Source organism: Pseudomonas sp. TH04 (genome assembly GCF_016651355.1).
Taxonomy (GTDB): Bacteria; Pseudomonadota; Gammaproteobacteria; order Pseudomonadales; family Pseudomonadaceae; genus Aquipseudomonas; species Aquipseudomonas fluorescens.
In genome coordinates this window covers 5,214,312-5,233,793 of the sequence record NZ_JAEKEA010000001.1, presented here as the reverse complement: position 1 = coordinate 5,233,793, position 19,482 = coordinate 5,214,312, and the positions used below count along the sequence as shown (strand labels likewise).

The 19,482-nt window shown below is 60.5% G+C and carries 15 protein-coding genes; 8 read left to right on the top strand and 7 right to left on the bottom strand.

The features are described 5' to 3' along the window. Positions 1–118 precede the first annotated feature (118 nt). Genes JFT85_RS23615 through JFT85_RS23595 form a run of 5 tightly spaced genes read left to right on the top strand, consistent with a single transcriptional unit; the run spans position 119 to position 5,604 of the window. Positions 119–1,012, top strand: a complete 894-nt coding sequence (locus JFT85_RS23615) for a DMT family transporter (RefSeq protein WP_017134754.1) — start codon at positions 119–121, stop codon at positions 1,010–1,012. A 38-nt stretch (positions 1,013–1,050) separates the two neighbouring features. After that, complete coding sequence (moeB, locus tag JFT85_RS23610; RefSeq protein ID WP_201230529.1) at positions 1,051–2,913, top strand: molybdopterin-synthase adenylyltransferase MoeB; 1,863 nt, start codon at positions 1,051–1,053, stop codon at positions 2,911–2,913. A gap of 15 nt (positions 2,914–2,928) precedes the next feature. Next, positions 2,929–3,843, top strand: coding sequence for a PLP-dependent cysteine synthase family protein (locus JFT85_RS23605; RefSeq protein ID WP_053257482.1), 915 nt, complete (start codon positions 2,929–2,931; stop codon positions 3,841–3,843). A gap of 37 nt (positions 3,844–3,880) precedes the next feature. Next, a complete protein-coding gene (locus tag JFT85_RS23600) occupies positions 3,881–4,873 on the top strand; it encodes a serine O-acetyltransferase (protein WP_053257483.1) in 993 nt (330 codons plus the stop codon). A 2-nt stretch (positions 4,874–4,875) separates the two neighbouring features. Beyond that, on the top strand, positions 4,876–5,604 hold the full coding sequence (locus tag JFT85_RS23595) for an alanyl-tRNA editing protein (protein WP_169875061.1): 729 nt from the start codon (positions 4,876–4,878) through the stop codon (positions 5,602–5,604). Between the two features lie 67 nt (positions 5,605–5,671). On the opposite strand, the gene JFT85_RS23590 is transcribed toward JFT85_RS23595, so the two are convergent. Further along, positions 5,672–6,901 carry a hypothetical protein gene (locus JFT85_RS23590; RefSeq protein WP_169875060.1) on the bottom strand — a complete coding sequence of 410 codons (1,230 nt, stop codon included), beginning with the start codon at positions 6,899–6,901 and terminating at the stop codon, positions 5,672–5,674. Positions 6,902–7,017: 116 nt separating this feature from the next. On the opposite strand from JFT85_RS23590, the gene JFT85_RS23585 reads away from it, so the two are divergent. Both JFT85_RS23585 and JFT85_RS23580 read left to right on the top strand, forming a co-directional pair. Next, the gene (locus JFT85_RS23585; protein WP_053257486.1) at positions 7,018–8,763 is read left to right on the top strand and encodes an ABC transporter permease; all 1,746 of its coding nucleotides are present in this window, start codon (positions 7,018–7,020) and stop codon (positions 8,761–8,763) included. A gap of 14 nt (positions 8,764–8,777) precedes the next feature. After that, positions 8,778–10,100 (top strand): ABC transporter ATP-binding protein, encoded by a 1,323-nt coding sequence (locus JFT85_RS23580; protein WP_073637989.1) that lies wholly within the window; start codon positions 8,778–8,780, stop codon positions 10,098–10,100. A gap of 131 nt (positions 10,101–10,231) precedes the next feature. Here the strand turns inward: JFT85_RS23580 and prpD are convergent, their stop codons facing one another. The 6 genes from prpD to JFT85_RS23550 form a co-directional block, all read right to left on the bottom strand. Continuing rightward, positions 10,232–11,716 (bottom strand): 2-methylcitrate dehydratase, encoded by a 1,485-nt coding sequence (gene prpD, locus JFT85_RS23575; protein WP_069551497.1) that lies wholly within the window; start codon positions 11,714–11,716, stop codon positions 10,232–10,234. Between the two features lie 143 nt (positions 11,717–11,859). Further along, positions 11,860–13,050: a 2-methylaconitate cis-trans isomerase PrpF gene (prpF, locus tag JFT85_RS23570; protein ID WP_201230527.1), complete on the bottom strand. Its 1,191-nt coding sequence runs from the start codon at positions 13,048–13,050 to the stop codon at positions 11,860–11,862. 11 nt (positions 13,051–13,061) lie between these two features. Next, the gene (gene acnD / locus JFT85_RS23565) at positions 13,062–15,656 is read right to left on the bottom strand and encodes a Fe/S-dependent 2-methylisocitrate dehydratase AcnD (protein ID WP_053257490.1); all 2,595 of its coding nucleotides are present in this window, start codon (positions 15,654–15,656) and stop codon (positions 13,062–13,064) included. Between the two features lie 198 nt (positions 15,657–15,854). Continuing rightward, on the bottom strand, positions 15,855–16,982 hold the full coding sequence (gene prpC / locus JFT85_RS23560; RefSeq protein ID WP_053257491.1) for a bifunctional 2-methylcitrate synthase/citrate synthase: 1,128 nt from the start codon (positions 16,980–16,982) through the stop codon (positions 15,855–15,857). A gap of 69 nt (positions 16,983–17,051) precedes the next feature. After that, positions 17,052–17,945: a methylisocitrate lyase gene (prpB, locus tag JFT85_RS23555; RefSeq protein WP_053257492.1), complete on the bottom strand. Its 894-nt coding sequence runs from the start codon at positions 17,943–17,945 to the stop codon at positions 17,052–17,054. Then, positions 17,942–18,664 carry a GntR family transcriptional regulator gene (locus JFT85_RS23550; protein WP_053257493.1) on the bottom strand — a complete coding sequence of 241 codons (723 nt, stop codon included), beginning with the start codon at positions 18,662–18,664 and terminating at the stop codon, positions 17,942–17,944. The genes prpB and JFT85_RS23550 overlap by 4 nt, the downstream gene beginning before the upstream one ends. A gap of 272 nt (positions 18,665–18,936) precedes the next feature. Between JFT85_RS23550 and rloA the strand changes: the two genes are divergently transcribed. After that, positions 18,937–19,482 (top strand): retropepsin-like aspartic peptidase RloA, encoded by a 546-nt coding sequence (gene rloA / locus JFT85_RS23545; protein WP_053257494.1) that lies wholly within the window; start codon positions 18,937–18,939, stop codon positions 19,480–19,482.

The window sequence follows — 19,482 nt, the reverse complement described above, 5'->3', positions numbered from 1 at the left end:
TGAAACAACTTAATACACAGTCAATATAGAGTTCAATGCCGGCTCAGGGAAGCAATAAACGATGCCAATGTCCGCCGTTCTTGAAAACACTCCAAAAACAAAAACTCAGAAACAGTGGTTGGCTGGCCTGGTCACCAGTGTGATGTTTCTTATCGTGTGCCTGAGTTGGGGCACCACTTGGCTGGGGATCAAGATTGCCGTCGAAAGCGTGCCACCGCTGACGTCCGCGGGCTTGCGCTTCCTGATCGCGTTTCCGTTGTTTCTGTGCTTTGCCCTGGTGCGCCGCGAACCCATCCTGTTCCCGCGAGAAAGCCGCTGGTTCTTCGTATTCGTGACCCTGTCCTATTTCAGCGTTCCCTATTACTTGCTCAACTATGGCGAGATGCACGTCTCGTCCGGTCTCACCGCCCTGCTGTTCAGCTGCATGCCCGTCTTCATTCTGATTTTCTCCGCGCTGTTCCTGCGCGAGCGCATCTATTTTTCCCAAGTGGTCGGCATTGGCATTGGTTTCGGCAGCCTCTACATGATCATCAAGAGCCAGGGCCTGCACCTGGACCACGCCGAGTTCTTCGGGGTACTGGCGATCCTGACCGCCGCGATCATGCATGCCTTGTGCTATGTCATTACCAAGCAAAAAGGCAGCGCCATCAGCGTAATTACCTACAACACCCTGCCCATCGGCATTGCCGGGCTGATGCTGTTCGTGGCCGGCCTGTGGTTTGAAACACCCACGTTCGAAAACATTACCCTGCGTTCCTGGAGCGCACTGTTCTACCTGGGACTGGTGGCGTCTGTGGGCGGTTTTATCGTGTACTTCATGCTGCTCAAACGCTTGAGCCCGATCATTTTGTCGTTCGTATTCATCATCTTCCCGGTATTCGCAGTAATCATCGGCGCCTGGTACGAAGGCGTGGAGATTTCCCGCGACCTGATGCTGTACTCAGCGATCCTGCTGGCCGGCTTTGCGATTACCAAGTTGCCGGTTGAAAAACTGCTGGCCAAGAAAAATTGACTGTCCTGACCCATCAACACCAGCAACGCGAGAGAAACATGGATGTCCTCCGCCCGACCGCCCTGGAACAGATCTACGCCCACGCCAGCCGCAGCTACCCCGAAGAGTGCTGTGGTTTTGTCTTCGCCGACGGCAGTGTGTACCTGGGCAGCAATATCCAGAATGAGCTGCACCACAAGAACCCCGAGATGTACCCGCGCAGCGCGGCCAATGGCTACACCTTTTCCGTGGCCGACACGCTGCTGCTGAACAAGGCGTTTCGCAGCGATAACCCGGTGGTGGTGATCTACCACTCCCACCCGGACGTCGGTGCCTATTTCAGTGACGAAGACCAGGACAAGGCGCTGTTCCTGGGTGAGCCGATCTACCCCGTCAGCTACCTGGTGGTGGACGTTTGCCAGGGCCAGGCCCTGGGCTCAAAGCTGTTTGCCTGGGATGGCAAGCATTTCGCACTTCAACCTTTCAACGACCTGCACACGGAGTTGTCCATGAACGCTGTCTCTTTCCCCGATATTCTGGTTCGCGTGGCCAAGCTGCCGGAAGCGACCCTTGAGGGCACTGGATCGACATTGCGCGAAGTCATTGAAAACCTCTGCAGCAGCCACCCACAGCTGCGCCCGCACCTGTTTCATGAAAAAAACAACCAGCTCAAGGAACACTTTCTGTTCACCGCTGAAGAAGAACTGATCGGCGCAGACGACCCCTTGCCGGAAAAAGCCAGGATCGAAGTGCTGCTCGCGACCTCCGGCGGCATGGATGTCGACGCGCTGAGCAATGAAGAAGTGCAGCGTTACGTGCGCCACATCACGCTGCCAGGCGTCGGTCGCGAAGGTCAGTTGAACCTCAAAAAAGCCAAGGTGTTGATCATCGGCACCGGTGGCCTGGGCTCACCCATCAGCCTTTACCTGGCGGCAGCCGGCATCGGCACACTGGGCCTGGTGGATTTCGATGTGGTGGAAAGCAGCAACCTGCAACGCCAGATCGTCCACGGCAACAGCACACTGGGTATGCCCAAGGTCGAGTCCGCCAAGCAACGCCTGCAGGACCTCAACCGGCATATTCAGATCAACGCCCACAACACGGCCCTGAATGCCGACAACGCGCTGGATCTGGTGGGCGCCTACGATCTGGTGATCGACGGCACCGACAATTTCGACACGCGCTACCTGGTCAACGACGCTTGCGTGCAGTTGGGCAAACCCTTGGTGTATGGCGCTATCTATCGTTTCGATGGGCAGATCAGCGTGCTCAACTACAAAGGCGGGCCGTGCTACCGCTGCCTGTTCCCCACAGCCCCGCCCGCAGAACTGGCCCCCAACTGCAGCGCCGGCGGCGTCATCGGTGTACTGCCGGGCGTGGTCGGGATGATTCAGGCCACCGAAGCCATCAAGTTGCTAATCGGCATCGGCGAACCGCTGTCCGGCCGCTTGATGCGCTTTGATGCACTGGCAATGAAATTCAGCGAAATCCGCTTCAAGCGTCGCGCCGATTGCCCATGCTGCTCGGAACTGCGTCACAGCGAAGCGGTGGCACCGGCGGTTTGCGCGGACGCCCTGCCCAGCCAACCGTCCCTGGCCGAAGAGCGCTACATCAAGCCGCGCGTACTCAAGCAACTGCTCGAACACCCGCGCAGCGCGGATGTGCTGCTGGATGTGCGCGACGCCAGCGAACTGGAAGTGTGCAAATTGCCGGGCGTTGTACACATCCCCCTCGCTGAACTGGATGGGCAACTCGACAGCCTCAGCCGGGACAACACCCATTACCTGATCTGCTACGCAGGGACCCGCGCCGAGCAAGCGGCCAGCACCTTGCTGGCGGCCGGTTTCGCCAATACCAAAGTCCTGCAGGGCGGCATGAAGCACTGGGTTCGCGACGTCGAACCCGATATGCCTTTGTACTGATTCGGGGACAGCCTGATGTTGCATAACTCAATACTCGACGTGATCGGCCAAACGCCCATCGTGCGCCTGGAGCAGTTTTCCGAGGACCTCGGCATCGAGGTCTACGCCAAGCTGGAATCACTCAACCCCGGCGGCAGTCACAAGGCGCGCATCGCCTTGGGCATGATCCTCGACGCCGAACGGCGCGGCGTGCTGATCCGCGATTCCGGGCAAACCATTATCGAACCCAGCGGCGGCAACACCGGCATCGGCCTGGTGATGGCAGGCAATGTACTGGGCTACAAAGTGGTACTGGTGATCCCCGACAACTACAGCCCGGAAAAACAGAAACTGCTGCGTCTCTACGGCGCCAAGGTCGTGCTGTCGGACAGCCGTTTGGGCAATAACTCCCATGGCGAAAAGTGCATGGAGCTGCAGCTGGAAAACCCCAGCTTCGTGATGCTCAACCAGCAACGCAACGGTGCCAACCCACAAACCCATCGGGATACCACCGCGCCGGAAATCATCCGCGCCTTCGGTGAGCAGCGCGTTGACTATTTCGTCAGCGGTATCGGCACCGGTGGCCACATCACTGGCATCGGCGAAACCCTCAAAGCCGCATGGCCGGCGATCCGGGTGATGGGCGTTGAGCCGGAGGAATGCGACCTGCTGAAAAACCGGCACGCGCCACACCATATTCAGGGCCTGTCGATTGGCCTGATCCCAAGCATCCTCAATGTCGAGGTGCTGGACGGCATGCTCAAGGTATCGCACCAGGCGTGCATCGACATGATGAAACGCATCATGCGCACCGACGCCATCAGCCTTGGGTTGTCCTCAGCTGCCAACATGGTTGCCATCGCTCAGCTTGCCCCCGAACTTCCGCCCGAAACGGTTGTGTTGACCATGGTCTACGACAATGCTGACAGCTACCTGCCCAATTTCGAGTAACCCGTTTGCCAACCATCCAGACTGTGGGGGTGCCTCCATGGGGGGCTTTATCGACATGCAACAGCTGCACGATGAGTTGCTTACCCACCTCATCAAGACCCTGACGCCTACGCAGATGAAGCAGTTGGAACCGCACCTGGCGCCGCTGATCCAGAACGCCGCGCAGGCCGTGGCCGAAGACTTGATCGCCTATGCCTATCGCGACCCGGCTTCCCGAGGGCGCGGCGAGTTGATCCTGGAGTCCTACGCCTCGTTCAAGGCCGTGCTGTTCTACCGGCTTGCGCACCTGGTGTGGAATTTTCCCGACCAGACTAACGGTCTGTTTTCGCGCATCGCCCTCAAGCTCAGCAACCAGGGCAAAGTGCTCTCCGGCGCCGAGATTCACCCCGCCGCACGCATCGGCCGGCGCTTCGTACTTGACCATGGCTACGGCACGGTGATCGGCGAAACCTGCGAGATCGGCAACGACTGCTACATCCTCTGCGGCGTGACATTGGGCGCACGGGGTATCGCCAATAACCCGGACGGCAAGCGTCACCCGCGCCTGGGCAACAATGTCGAGGTGGGCGCTGGCGCACGCGTGCTCGGCTATGTGCTGATCGGCGACAACGTGTTTATCAGCCCTTCATGCGTGATTACCCAGGATGTGCCGGCGGGCACCAAGGTCAAGGTGGTCAATCAGATTCAGCTGCAGAAAAACGCTGAATCGGACCACAGCAACTACCTCGGTGCGTTCGCCCTGGATGAGCGTTTACACGTGGTCGGTGAGGTCAGTGCCAGCCACAAGGTCACGGTACTGGATGCCGACTTTCACCCCCTTCAAGGGTTGATGCTGGAGGCCACGGTGAAAGAGCGTCATCACCTGCAATTTCGCCTGCGTCGCCTCGATGTCGGCGATCACCTGCCGCGACTGCCACTGAACCTGAAAGTCTGCGGGCCCGAATTTGAAATCACCCTGCTCTCCCCTCCTGGCTTGAGCGCAATGGTGCGCCACCTGCTGCAAGCCAGCCCATTGATCGTCGGAGGTTGAACATGTCCGTGCACACCATGGAAACCCTGGCGCTGTTTGACAGTGCCCCCTATCAGAACGCCTTCAGCGCGCGGGTAATTGCCGTCAGCGAACACGGTATCGCGCTGGAGCACACGCTGTTCTACCCCACCGGTGGCGGGCAACCGGGCGATACCGGGCACCTGACCCTGGCCGATGGCACGCGGGTCGAGGTGATCGGCACCGTGCGCGACCCGGTGCTGCGCTCGATCATCTGGCACCAGGTCGAACACTGCCCCGAGCAATTGACAGCCGGGGTGCAAGTGGACGCAGGCCTGGACTGGCAGCGGCGTTACCAGCACATGAAAATGCACACCTGCCTGCACTTGCTGTGCTCGATCATCGATGCACCGGTCACTGGTTGCAGCATCAGCGCAGACAAAGGTCGCCTGGATTTCGACCTGCCGGAAATGACCCTCGACAAAGACAGCATCACCCACGACCTCAATGCCTTGATCGAACAGGCCCATGAGGTGAAAACCCTGTCGATGCCCGCCTCCGAATATTCGACCCTGCTCCAAATCACCCGCACCCAGGCGGTGGCACCACCGGTCATCCAGGGTTCGGTCCGCGTGATCGAGATCGCCGGTATCGACATCCAGCCGTGCGGTGGCACGCACGTGATCAACACTGAAGAAATCGGCCGGGTGTTCTGCGAAAAAATCGAGAAAAAGAGCAAGCACAATCGCCGGGTGATCCTGCGCTTTGAGTGATACAGCGTGGCTGACGCGGTCAAGTATGGGGGCTCCCCCCCCACACCGTCCGACGCGGTTTTGCGCTCTATTTATTTTGCCCGTCGGCTTTCTTAACCAGATCATCAATCTGCTGTTGAAGCTGTGAAATCAACTTTTCGTAGTGATCGGTGGCCTCGTCAAGTCCGCCTTCAAGCTCTTGGTTTTCTTTCTTGAGTGCTTCAATGGTCCGGGAAGCCGACGCGGTTGGCTCATTGTCAGGGACCGACACTTCGCTTGGCGTGGAAGCGGGTGTTTCAGGCTGCACGCCACCTGCCGGAGCAGATTTGGCAGGGTCAGTCTTCTCTGCCGGTATCGGTGGGAGATTCATCGTGTCGATTCGGTGGGCCAGGCTCCCAATCAGCTGTAACAACCGTGCAAGCATCAACTGGAACTGCTCGAATGCCTGCTTGACCATATGACGAAACTCGTCGTTTTCACGGGTCAACACATCAACACTGCGCGACGGGTCGGGCTCGCTCACCTGCGTATCCAGCGGGGAAGACGTTTCAGGCGGCGCCACCTGCCGTTCATCGTCGAGGCGGGTGTCCGGCTGACTGGCGGGTGTAACGGAAGCATCGGGGGCGGCTTTATCTGAAGCATTGAGCTGTTGCGTCAGGTTGAGTGCCTGCTGGAGAAGCCGCTGGATTTGCGGCTCAAACTTTTCAATCAGCGCTTTGAGCTTGGCGAGAAGCTGATTATTTTTTTGAGTCAATTCTGCCAGCTGGCGCGTTTCAGCGGCTTCTGGCGGCTTCGGGTTGACGATTGCACGGTGGCTCGAAAACGGGCCGCGCTGCTCGGGCGTCACAGGCTGACGGGCAGGTGTCGGATCAGGCTGGGTGTCAGATACCCCAGTCGCTTCGGTGCTGCCTTCAGGGCCGGTGGACGCTGGCGCTGGGAACATTTCATAGCCAACCGGGTAAGGCGCTTGTTGCTGAGTATTTACGCTAGTCATGGAGTGCCGTCTCAGATTCAGGTCTTTAATACGTAACTGACGCGTGCCAGCGAAGCGGCAGTAGCCAGTCGTCTCGCTACCTGATTGGCACTTTTCTGAAAGCGGTTCCGAGCTTGAAGGACAGGTGGGTAGCTGATTGTGTCCGCGTGAAAGAGCAGCAACACCCTGCAATTTGAACGATTGTTGAGCCGTGCCAGAGCTGACGGCAGCCTGAGTGCATTTTTTACCGAAAACTGACAGTAATTTTATACGTTTGTAACATTTTGAAACGTACAATCCCGCCAGCGACGAATCTCCCCCAGATTCGAAGCGCACCAGACTCACGGAGAAAGAGCGCCCGCCCCTTCTCGGTGGGTGATTTGTATAGACGCTAAGCTCATTCCCACCGCACCTCTTTGCACCTGAACGCTGCCGGACTGACTGCCTATGAACTACGGCCTATGAAAAAAGTATTCCGTCACTACCTACCAGCCTCAACGCTGCGTCTGCTGCCCAACCGTTGGGATTTGGTCGCACTGCCTCTGGTAGTCGGCTTTTTGCTGTTTCTGTCCATCGGCGCCCGGGAAACCTGGGCCCCCATCGCCACGTTACAGAGTGAGGTCATCTCCCTCGACCCGGCCAACCTGCCGGAATACGCGATGCGCACCACCTTGCGCATGCTCGCGGCGATGGTGGCATCGCTGATTTTCACGCTGTTGTACGGCACCCTGGCCGCCAAAAGCCGACGCGCCGAAAAACTGCTGGTGCCAGTGCTCGACATTCTGCAATCGGTGCCGGTACTCGGTTACATCTCGTTTACCGTGACGTTCTTCCTGCTGATGTTTCCAGGGCGCGTGCTGGGGGCCGAGTTCGCGGCGATCTTTGCGATCTTTACCAGCCAGGCCTGGAACATGACGTTCAGCTTTTACCAGTCGCTGCGCATGCTGCCCCATGACCTGGTGGAAGTGTCCACCAACCTGCGGCTCTCCGGCTGGCAGAAGTTCTGGAAACTCGACGTGCCCTTCGCCATGCCCGGGCTGGTGTGGAACATGATGATGAGCATGTCCGGCGGTTGGTTTTTCGTGGTTGCTTCTGAAGCCATCACCGTCGGCGACAAAACCATCACGCTGCCGGGCGTGGGCTCATACCTGGCCTTGGCCATTGCCCAGAAAGACCTGCATGCAGTGGGGTATGTGATCCTGGCGATGATTGTGGTGATCCTGATCTACGACCAGTTCCTGTTCCGCCCACTGGTGGCCTGGGCCGACAAATTCCGCATGGAAACCACCGCCTCCCAGGGCGCCGCCCCCCAATCCTGGCTGCTGAACCTCATCCAGCGCACCCGCATTGTCCAGCGCATCCTGCGCCCTATCACCCGCACAGTCAGTCGCATCGGCAACAAGCGCTTCAGCCTCGCGGGCGGTGCGCTCAAGGCCTTGCCGGCAGAGACACCGGCGGCGTCAAAGGTGATCGATTGGGTGTGGGGCTCACTGATAGCGCTGATGGCGGCGTATGCGCTGTACCACATCGTGCAGTACGTCGGCACCGAGGTGACGCTCGCCGAAGTCGGCCATGTGTTTGTACTGGGCCTTATCACCCTGCTGCGAGTGGCCGGGCTGATTCTGATCGCCTCGCTGATCTGGGTGCCGTTGGGCGTGATGATCGGCTTGCGTCCCAGCCTTGCGGAAAAAATCCAGCCCCTCGCGCAGTTCCTCGCGGCGTTCCCGGCGAACCTGCTGTTCCCGGTGTTCGTCATTGTGATCCTGCACTACAAGCTCAACCCGGACATCTGGCTGAGCCCGCTGATCGTGCTGGGCACCCAGTGGTACATCCTGTTCAACGTGATCGCCGGTGCCACCGCGTTCCCCAACGATTTCAAGGAAGTCGCCGCCAACTTCCGCATTCGCGGCTGGCTGTGGTGGCGCAAGGTGATGTTGCCGGGGATCTTTCCGTACTACGTCACCGGCGCGATTACCGCGTCCGGCGGTGCATGGAACGCCAGCATCGTGTCCGAGTATGTGTCCTGGGGCCAGGACAACGTGGTGGCTCACGGGCTGGGGTCCTACATTGCGCAGACCACCGCCGCCGGCGACTTCCCGAAGATCGCCCTGGGCGTCGTGGTGATGTCGATCTTTGTGGTGGCCTTCAACCGCGCGGTCTGGCGACCGATGTACGCCATGGCTGAAAACAAACTTCGCTTGAATTGACGGGATTCGCTGTGATGAATACCAACACTGAACACACTGCTGATACCCCCGAAATCTTCTCGCTGAAAAACGTGAATCGGGTGTTCGGCAAAGGTAAAGACGAACTGCAGGTGCTCAGCGGCGTGGACCTGAGCCTGCACGAGGGTGAAATCGTCGGCATGCTCGGCCGCTCGGGCTCGGGCAAGTCCACACTGCTGCGGATTATCGCCGGGTTGATTCAACCGTCATCGGGCGAAGTCCGCTACAACGGCGCGCCGCTGAACGGCCCGGCCGAAGGCGTGGCCATGGTATTCCAGACGTTTGCGCTGTTCCCCTGGCTGACCGTACTGGAAAACGTGGAAGCCGGCCTGCAAGCCCTGCAGGTCGAGCGCAAGGAAACCCGCAAGCGCGCACTGGCGGCCATCGACTTGATCGGCCTGGACGGTTTTGAAAACGCCTACCCGCGTGAGTTGTCCGGCGGCATGCGCCAGCGAGTGGGGTTTGCCCGTGGCCTGGTGGTCAACCCGACCCTGCTGCTGATGGACGAACCGTTCTCCGCCCTGGACGTGCTGACCGCCGAAACCCTGCGCACTGACTTGCTCGACCTGTGGAGCGGCAAACAACTGCCGATCAAGTCGATCCTGATCGTGACCCACAACATCGAAGAAGCCGTGTTGATGTGCGACCGCATCCTGGTGCTGTCGTCCAACCCCGGTCGCGTGGTCGCAGCCATCAACGTACCGTTCCCGCACCCGCGCAACCGGCTGGACCCGACCTTTCGGCAAATGGTCGACGACATCTATGCGCTGATGACTGACCGGCGCAGCGCCGACGCCAGCCGAGGCCTGCCGGAACTGAAAATGGGCAGCCTGTTGCCGGAAGTGTCGACCAACCTGATGGCCGGCCTGATCGAAACCCTCGCCGCCGAGCCTTACAACGGGCATGCCGGCTTACCGACCGTAGCCGAGCGGCGCTTGCTGGAAGTCGACGATCTGTTCCCGGTAGCGGAGATGCTTGAGCATTTGGGCTTTGCCGAGCTCAAAGGCGCCGACATTACCCTGACCGATGCCGGCAAATTGTTCGCCGACTATGGCACCCAGGAACGCAAAACCCTGTTCGCCGAGCATTTGATCCGGCACGTGCCATTGGCCGCACGCATTCATCAGGTGTTGCTTGAGCGCAGCGGGCACCGGGCGCCACGGGTGCGCTTCGAGCAGGAATTGGAAGACTCGATGACCGAAGCGTTTGTCGAGAAAACCCTGGAAAGCGTGGTGGCGTGGGGGCGCTATGCGGAGATTTTCTCCTATGACGACCACACCGAGACGTTCAGCCTGGATGATGTGGAAGGCAGTATGTAGCGCCTGAGCAAACGCTAATGTGAATGTGGGAGCGGGCTTGCTCGCGAATGCGGTGAGTCAGCGACAGATGAATTGCCTGACACTGCGCTTTCGCGAGCAAGCCCGCTCCCACATTAGTTTCGTGGTGTTGTTTAGATTACAAAAAAATCAACGAAACGGTTCACAGGCGTGGCCTCCAGCCGTGCCTGATCCTTGCACAACGCAAAAATCTGCGCACTGCGCTGCGCGGTAAACCGCGTGGCCAAATTGGCTTTGAACTTGTCTTCCAGCAACGGAATGCCATCCACCCGACGCCGACGATGGCCAATCGGGTATTCCACCGCCACCTGCGCGGTGCTGGAGCCGTCGTTGAAAAACACCTGCACCGCGTTGGCGATGGAGCGCTTGTCCGCCTCCAGGTATTCGCGGCTGTAGCGCGGGTCTTCGACAATGACCATCTTCTGGCGCAGCTCATCAATGATCGGATGAGCCGCATGAAACTCATCCTCGTACTGCTCGGCCACCAGATTGCCGAAGGCCAGGGGCACCGCGGTCATGTATTGCAGGCAGTGGTCGCGATCGGCGGCGTTGGCCAATGGGCCGACCTTGGAGATGATGCGAATCGCCGACTCGTGGGTGGTGATCTCGATGCGTTCGATTTCATGCAGGCGATGCTTGACCAACGGGTGCAACGTCACCGCCGCCTCGCAGGCCGTTTGCGCGTGAAACTCAGCGGGGAAGCTGATCTTGAACAGCACGTTTTCCATCACATAGGTGCCGTAAGGCTGTGACAGGCTGAATGCCCGTTTGTCCTCCGGCTTGAGCGCCAGGTCGTTGTTGGTGTGGCTGAACAGCACGTCGTAAAAGCCCCACTGCGGCGCGCTCAACACCCCGGGGATGCCCATCTCGCCACGCAGCGCGATATCCGCCAGGCGCACGCCACGGCTTGAGGCATCCCCCGCTGCCCAGGATTTGCGCGAACCGGCATTGGGCGCGTGGCGGTAGGTGCGCAGCGCCTGCCCATCGACAAAGGCGTGGGACAAGGCGGCGAGCAGTTGCTCACGGTCAGCGCCCATCAACTTGGCGGTGACGGCAGTAGAGGCGACTTTCACCAGCAGCACATGATCGAGACCGACACGGTTGAAGGAGTTTTCCAGGGCAATCACGCCCTGGATCTCGTGGGCCATGATCATCGCTTCCAGCACCGCGCGCACGGTCAGCGGCGCGTCGCCATTGGCCACGCGCTGTTGTGAAAGGTGGTCGGCCACGGCAAGAATGCCCCCGAGGTTATCCGAAGGGTGGCCCCATTCGGCGGCGAGCCAGGTGTCGTTGTAGTCGAGCCAACGCACGATGCAGCCAATGTCCCAGGCGGCTTTGACCGGGTCCAGCCGAAACGACGTGCCCGGCACGCGCGCGCCGAACGGCACCACCGTGCCCTCCACGATCGGCCCCAGGTGCTTGGTGCACTCGGGGAAGCGCAGGGCCAAAAGGCCGCAACCGAGGGTGTCCATCAGGCAGTTGCGGGCAGTGTCCAAGGCGTCCCGGGAATCAATCCGGTAATTGAGGACATAATCGGCGATGTCCTGCAGGACCTGGTCGTAGTCGGGACGGTGGTTCTGGTCGACGTTGGCGCTCATGGCCGTTCTCCAAAGTGGGTTAGGGTTGCTCCATCCTCAGGGTCAGGGTTGATCATGTGTGGCAGGTCTGATTGCCTGCTAATGGAATGCGGATTGCGTTGCCCCCCAATTAAGCCCGCCCCACAAGGGGACGGTGCAGGGTTTTAAAAGGCGTCGCCGGGCACGCGCACGAAACCTTCCATCAGGACTCGCGCACTGCGGCTCATGATGGCTTTTTTCACCACCCATTCACCGTTCACCTGGCTGGCTTCAGCGCCGACGCGCAAGGTGCCGGACGGGTGCCCGAAGCGCACGGCGTTACGCTCAACACCGCCGGCGGCCAGGTTGACCAGCGTGCCGGAAATTGCCGCCGCCGTGCCGATCGCCACCGCTGCCGTTCCCATCATCGCGTGGTGCAACTTACCCATCGACAGCGCACGCACCAGCAAGTCGACATCACCGGCGTTGATCACCTTGCCACTGGACGCCACGTAATCCGCAGGCTTGGCCACAAACGCAACCTTCGGCGTGTGCTGGCGCTGGGCGGCTTCGTCGAGGTGTTTGATCAGGCCCATGCGCAAGGCGCCATAGGCGCGCACGGTTTCGAACATCGCCAGGGCTTTGGGGTCGCTGTTGATCGCGCCCTGCAGCTCGGTGCCGGTGTAGCCGAGGTCTTCGGCGTTGATGAAAATCGTCGGGATGCCCGCGTTGATCAGCGTCGCTTTGAAGGTGCCGACCCCCGGTACTTCCAAGTCATCGACCAGGTTGCCGGTGGGGAACATCGAGCCGCCGCCGCCCTCTTCTTCGGCCGCCGGGTCCATGAATTCGAGCTGCACTTCGGCGGCCGGAAAGGTCACGCCGTCAAGTTCGAAGTCGCCGGTTTCCTGCACCGCGCCGTCGGTGATCGGCACATGGGCGATGATGGTCTTGCCAATATTGGCCTGCCACACCCGCACCACCGCTACACCGTTGTGCGGCACGCGGGCGGGGTCGACCAACCCGGCGCTGATGGCGAAAGAGCCCACCGCCGCCGAGAGGTTGCCGCAGTTGCCGCTCCAGTCGACAAAGGGCTTGTCGATGGAGACCTGGCCAAACAGGTAGTCCACGTCGTGCTCGGCGCGGGTGCTTTTGGCCAGGATCACGGTTTTGCTGGTGCTGGAGGTAGCACCGCCCATGCCGTCAATCTGCTTGTCGTAGGGATCGGGGCTGCCAATCACCCGCAACAGCAGGGCATCGCGAGCAGCACCCGGCACCTGCGCCGCTTCGGGCAGGTCGTTGAGGCTGAAAAACACGCCCTTGCTGGTGCCGCCACGCATATAGGTGGCGGGGATCTTGATTTGCGCTGCGTGTGCCATGGTTATCCTCTTCAGGCGGTCGCCGCCGATTCCAGGAAGTCTTGGGCAAACCGCTGCAACACGCCGCCCGCCTCGTAGATCGACACTTCTTCAGCCGTGTCCAGACGGCACGTCACCGGCACTTCGACACGTTCGCCATGCTTGCGGTTGATCACCAGGGTCAACTGCGCACGCGGGGTGCGCTGGCCGATCACGTCATAGGTCTCGCTGCCGTCAATGTTCAAGGTGTGACGGTCGGTGCCCGGCAGGAATTCCAGCGGCAACACGCCCATGCCCACCAGGTTGGTGCGGTGAATGCGTTCAAAGCCTTCGGCGACAATCGCTTCCACACCGGCCAGGCGCACGCCCTTGGCCGCCCAGTCGCGGGACGAGCCCTGGCCGTAGTCGGCACCCGCAATAATGATCAGCGGCTGCTTGCGCTCCATGTAGGTTTCGATGGCTTCCCACATCCGCGTGACCTGGCCTTCGGGCTCGATACGCGCCAGGGAACCCTGCTTGACCTTGCCGTTTTCAACCACCATTTCATTGAACAGTTTCGGGTTGGCGAAGGTTGCGCGCTGCGCGGTCAAGTGGTCGCCGCGGTGGGTGGCGTAGGAGTTGAAGTCAACTTCCGGCAGGCCCATTTTCGCCAGGTATTCACCGGCGGCGCTGTCGAGCATGATCGCGTTGGACGGCGACAGGTGATCGGTGGTGATGTTGTCCGGCAGCACCGCCAACGGGCGCATGCCCTTGAGCGGGCGAGCACCGGCCAGCGCGCCTTCCCAGTACGGCGGGCGGCGTATGTAAGTGCTTTGCGGGCGCCAATCGTACAGCGGCGCGACTTTCGGGCCGGTGTCTTCGTGAATCGCGAACATCGGGATGTACACCGCACGGAACTGCTCCGGTTTGACCGACGCCTTGACCACCGCGTCGATTTCTTCATCGCTCGGCCAGATGTCTTTGAGGCGGATTTCCTTACCGTCGGCATCCAGGCCCAGCACGTCCTTTTCGATGTCAAAACGGATGGTGCCGGCAATCGCATAAGCCACGACCAGCGGCGGCGAAGCGAGGAATGCTTGCTTGGCGTACGGGTGAATGCGCCCGTCAAAGTTGCGGTTACCGGAAAGCACCGCGGTGGCGTAGAGGTCACGGTCGATGATTTCTTGCTGGATCACCGGGTCGAGCGCACCGGACATGCCGTTGCAGGTGGTGCAAGCGAACGCCACCACACCAAAACCCAACTGCTCCAACTCGTGGGTCAAGCCGGCTTCGTCGAGGTACATCGCCACGGTTTTCGAGCCGGGCGCCAGCGAAGATTTGACCCACGGTTTGCGGGCCAGCCCGAGCCTGTTGGCATTGCGTGCCAACAGGCCGGCGGCGATCACGTTGCGCGGGTTGCTGGTGTTGGTGCAACTGGTAATGGCGGCGATGATCACCGCGCCATCCGGCATTTGCCCCGGCACTTCGTCCCACTGCCCGGAGATGCCCTTGGAGGCCAGATCACTGGTGGCGACGCGGGCGTGCGGGTTGCTCGGGCCGGCCATATTGCGTACGACACTGGACAGGTCGAAGGTCAGGCCGCGCTCGTACTGCGCGCCTTTGAGGTCATCCGCCCACAGGCCGGTGTGGCGCGCGTACTGCTCAACCAACGTGACTTGTTCGTCTTCGCGGCCGGTGAGTTTCAGGTAGGCGATGGTCTGCGAGTCGATGTAGAACATGGCCGCGGTGGCGCCATATTCCGGGGCCATGTTGGAGATGGTCGCACGGTCGCCCAGAGTCAGGGCCGAGGCACCTTCGCCGAAGAATTCCAGCCATGCCCCCACCACTTTCTGCTTGCGCAGGAATTCGGTCAGCGCCAGCACCATGTCGGTCGCGGTAATGCCCGGTTGCAGCTTGCCCGTCAGCTCCACGCCGACACTTTCCGGCAAGCGCATCCACGAGGCGCGGCCGAGCATCACACTCTCGGCTTCAAGGCCGCCGACGCCGATGGCGATCACGCCCAGGGCATCCACGTGCGGGGTGTGACTGTCGGTGCCGACGCAGGTATCCGGGAACGCCACACCGTCACGTACCTGAATCACCGGGGACATTTTCTCCAGGTTGATCTGGTGCATGATGCCGTTGCCCGGCGGGATCACGTCGACGTTCTTGAAGGCCTTTTTGGTCCACTCGATAAAGTGGAAACGGTCTTCGTTGCGACGGTCCTCGATGGCGCGGTTTTTCTCGAACGCATCGGGGTCAGCACCACCGGCTTCAACGGCCAGGGAGTGGTCGACGATCAGTTGGGTCGGCACCACCGGGTTGACCTGGGCCGGGTCGCCGCCTTGCAGGGCGATGGCATCGCGCAGGCCGGCGAGGTCGACCAGGGCGGTCTGGCCGAGGATATCGTGGCACACCACGCGCGCCGGGAACCACGGGAAGTCGAGGTCACGCTTGCGCTCGATCAGTTGGCTCAGGGATGCATTGAGCGTGGCCGGGTCGCAACGGCGCACCAGGTTCTCCGCGAGGACGCGGGAGGTGTACGGCAAGGTGGCATAGGCACCGGGGCGGATTGCATCGACTGCCGCGCGGGCGTCGTAAAAATCCAAGCGGCTGCCAGGCAGCGGTTTACGAAATTCAGTGTTCATCGTCAGGACTCGGTCACGGTTGGTTCACAAGGTGCCGACTGACTCCGAGGTGGAATGCGATCAAAATGTGGGAGCGGGCTTGCTCGCGAAAGCGGTGGAACAGTCGCCGGATGTGTTGAATGACACACCGTATTCGCGAGCAAGCCCGCTCCCACATTTTTGATTCGGTTACCACGTCAGGATCGCCGGTCACTTCACTCAGCGACGTTCGATTGGCACGAACTTGCGCTGCTCAACGCCGATATATTCGGCGCTTGGACGGATGATGCGGTTGTTGGCGCGCTGCTCGAACACGTGCGCGGCCCAGCCGGTGAGGCGCGAGCACACAAAGATCGGCGTGAACAGCTTGGTCGGGATGCCCATGAAGTGGTACGCCGAGGCATGGTAGAAGTCGGCATTGGGGAACAACTTCTTCTGCTCCCACATGGTCTTGTCGATGGCTTCGGAAACCGGGAACAGCACGGTATCCCCCACTTCGTCGGCGAGTTTTTTCGACCAGCCCTTGATCACTTCATTGCGCGGGTCGCTGTCTTTGTAGATCGCGTGGCCGAAGCCCATGATCTTGTCTTTGCGCGCCAGCATGCCAAGGGTGCCTTCAACGGCCTCTTCGGCCGAGCCGAAACGCTCGATCATTTCCATCGCCGCTTCGTTGGCGCCGCCATGCAGCGGGCCGCGCAGGGAGCCGATGGCAGCAGTGACGCACGAATACAGGTCGGACAAGGTCGAGGCACACACGCGGGCGGTGAAGGTCGACGCGTTGAATTCGTGCTCGGCGTAGAGGATCAGCGACACGTTCATGACTTTCTCATGCAGTGCGCTCGGCTTTTTGCCATGCAACAGGTGCAGGAAGTGGCCGCCGATGCTGGGCTCGTCGGTCACGCAGTCGATGCGCTTGCCGTCGTGGCTGAAGCGATACCAGTAACACATGATCGCCGGGAAGGCGGCAAGCAGGCGGTCGGTGACATCGCGTTGCACGCTGAAGTCTTTCTCGGGCTCGATATTGCCCAGGAACGAGCAACCCGTGCGCATCACGTCCATCGGGTGGGCGTCGGCAGGAATGCGTTCGAGCACTTCTTTCAGGGCCTGGGGCAGATCGCGCAGGGTGCTCAGCTTTTTGCTGTAGGCCGCCAGCTCGGCGTTGGTCGGCAACTCGCCGTAGAGCAGCAGGTAGGCGACTTCTTCAAATTGCGCGTCGGCGGCGAGTTCACGCACGTCATAACCGCGATAGGTGAGGCCGGCACCGGCCTGGCCTACGGTGGACAGTGCCGTTTGCCCGGCCACCTGGCCACGCAGGCCAGCACCACTCAGTACTTTTGCTTCAGCCATGGTTCTCTCCAATTTTGTCGTTATTCAGGGAGGCGCGTATGGGAGCAGGCTGGCCCGCTCCCACAGGCTTTACTTCTTCGCGGCGAACAGCGCGTCGAGCTTCTGCTCGAAGGTGTGGTAGTCGATGCGATCGTAAAGCTCCATGCGGGTTTGCATGGTGTCGATCACGTTCTGTTGGGTGCCGTCGCGACGGATCGCGGTGTAGACGTTCTCGGCGGCCTTGTTCATGGCACGGAACGCCGAGAGCGGGTACAGCACGATGGAAACATCGGCAGATTTCAACTGTTCGGTGGTGTACAGCGGGGTTGCGCCAAATTCGGTGATGTTGGCCAGGATCGGCGCCTTCACGCGGGCGGCGAACAGTTTGTACATCTCCAGTTCAGTGATGGCTTCCGGGAACACCATGTCGGCGCCGGCTTCGATGCAGGCGGCGGCGCGCTCCAGGGCGGATTCCAGCCCTTCGACGGCAAGGGCGTCGGTGCGCGCCATGATCACGAAGCTGTCATCGGTGCGCGCATCCACGGCGGCCTTGATGCGGTCGACCATTTCCTGCTGGGACACGATTTCTTTATTCGGGCGATGACCGCAGCGCTTGGCGCCAACCTGGTCTTCGATGTGGATGGCAGCGGCGCCGAACTTGATCATCGATTTGACCGTACGCGCCACGTTGAAGGCTGACGAACCGAACCCGGTGTCCACGTCCACCAGCAGCGGCAAGTCGCACACGTCAGTGATACGGCGCACGTCGGTCAGCACATCATCCAGGCCGGTGATGCCCAGGTCCGGCACACCGAGCGAGCCGGCAGCGACGCCGCCGCCCGAGAGGTAAATGGCCTTGAAACCGGCGCGCTTGGCCAGCAGCGCGTGGTTGGCGTTGATTGCGCCCACCACTTGCAATGGCTGTTCGCTGGCGACGGCATCACGGAAACGCTGGCCTGGAGTAGTTTTATTGTTGGAACTCATGACTCACCTCGCTGAGTGGCTGTCTGGGGAGCGCCGTCCGGGAAGTGACGGGCGATATTGCGTTTGGAGGCGCCGATATGCCGGCGCATCAACAATTCGGCCAGTTCACCGTCGCGATCGGCAATCGCATCAAGAATGCGGTGATGCTCGGCAAAGGCCTGGCGTGGACGATTGGGGGTGGCAGAGAACTGGATGCGGTACATGCGCACCAACTGGTACAGCTCGCCGCAGAGCATCTGGGTCAGCGTGCGATTACCGGCACCTTGAATTATCCGGTAATGAAAATCGAAGTCGCCTTCCTGCTGGTAGTACCCGACACCCGCCTGGAACGCTTCGTCGCGCTCATGGGTGTGCAGCACTTGGCGCAGCTCTTCGATTTCCGCATCGGTCATACGCTCGGCAGCCAAACGGCAGGCCATGCCTTCCAGGGATTCGCGGATTTCATAGAGCTCGATCAGCTCGGCATGGCTCAAGGACACCACTCGCGCGCCTACGTGGGGCACGCGCACCAGCAGACGCTGACCTTCCAGGCGGTGGATCGCTTCACGCAATGGGCCACGGCTGATGCCGTAGGTGCGCGCCAGCTCTGGCTCGGAGATCTTGCTGCCGGGGGCGATTTCGCCTTTGACGATGGCGGCCTGGATACGCCGGAAGACGTTCTCGGACATGGTCTGGGAATCGTCTTGCGCTACCACTGGGGTTTCCAGTTGATCCAGCATATTGTTGACACCTTTAAAAGCAATGCCGCAAAAACTAGCCAATCAGACCTTGATAGTCAAAGAATAAATCAACATTGTCGACAATCGTCTAATAACCCCTTCTGCCCGCTCCCGGGCATGGCCGCCTGCCAGCGCTGGCGCCAAAAAAGCATCATGTTAGAATGCCCGCCGCTTTTGCCTGACATCACTTGATGAAACGGCGCACTAGAGATTGCGCAGCAATGCCAGTCGCCTTGATGAATTGAACATCGCACTGCACCGCGTCAGGATCTATGAGACTCAAGCCCTTCCTTCTGATTTGCCTACTGTTCCTGCCAGGGCTTATGCCGGGGCTATGCGCTGCCGCCGAGAAAACCGTGTATGGCCTGAATGAATACGCCAAATTGGCCGGCATTGACCTGGAAGTCGCGGCCAAACTCGACACCGGCGCCAAGACCGCCTCGCTGAGCGCACGCGATATCAAGCGCTTCAAGCGTAACGGCGAATCCTGGGTGCGCTTCTACCTGGCTATCGACACCGCCCATTCCCACCCCATCGAACGCCCGTTGGCCCGCGTCAGCAAGATCAAGCGCCGCGCCGGTGACTACGACCCCGATGAGGACAAGAACTACACCGCCCGCCCAGTGATTGCCCTGGATATCTGCATGGGCAACGCTTTACGCAGCATCGAAGTGAACTTGACTGACCGCAGCGCCTTCCAATACCCGCTGCTGATCGGCTCCGAAGCGTTGAAACGCTTTGATGCGCTGGTCGACCCCAGTCTTAAATACGCAGCGGGCAAACCTGCCTGCGCCGCCGACGCTCATACCGCCGAGTAA

Bases quoted from the DNA above. Each gene is read 5' to 3' on its own strand.
- moeB (WP_201230529.1), top strand. From the start codon at position 1,051: ATGGATGTCCTCCGCCCGACCGCCCTGGAACAGATCTACGCCCACGCC.
- JFT85_RS23605 (WP_053257482.1), top strand. From the start codon at position 2,929: ATGTTGCATAACTCAATACTCGACGTGATCGGCCAAACGCCCATCGTG.
- JFT85_RS23600 (WP_053257483.1), top strand. From the start codon at position 3,881: ATGGGGGGCTTTATCGACATGCAACAGCTGCACGATGAGTTGCTTACC.
- JFT85_RS23595 (WP_169875061.1), top strand. From the start codon at position 4,876: ATGTCCGTGCACACCATGGAAACCCTGGCGCTGTTTGACAGTGCCCCC.
- JFT85_RS23585 (WP_053257486.1), top strand. From the start codon at position 7,018: ATGAAAAAAGTATTCCGTCACTACCTACCAGCCTCAACGCTGCGTCTG.
- JFT85_RS23580 (WP_073637989.1), top strand. From the start codon at position 8,778: ATGAATACCAACACTGAACACACTGCTGATACCCCCGAAATCTTCTCG.
- prpD (WP_069551497.1), bottom strand. From the start codon at position 11,716: ATGAGCGCCAACGTCGACCAGAACCACCGTCCCGACTACGACCAGGTC.
- prpF (WP_201230527.1), bottom strand. From the start codon at position 13,050: ATGGCACACGCAGCGCAAATCAAGATCCCCGCCACCTATATGCGTGGC.
- acnD (WP_053257490.1), bottom strand. From the start codon at position 15,656: ATGAACACTGAATTTCGTAAACCGCTGCCTGGCAGCCGCTTGGATTTT.
- prpC (WP_053257491.1), bottom strand. From the start codon at position 16,982: ATGGCTGAAGCAAAAGTACTGAGTGGTGCTGGCCTGCGTGGCCAGGTG.
- prpB (WP_053257492.1), bottom strand. From the start codon at position 17,945: ATGAGTTCCAACAATAAAACTACTCCAGGCCAGCGTTTCCGTGATGCC.
- JFT85_RS23550 (WP_053257493.1), bottom strand. From the start codon at position 18,664: ATGCTGGATCAACTGGAAACCCCAGTGGTAGCGCAAGACGATTCCCAG.
- rloA (WP_053257494.1), top strand. From the start codon at position 18,937: ATGAGACTCAAGCCCTTCCTTCTGATTTGCCTACTGTTCCTGCCAGGG.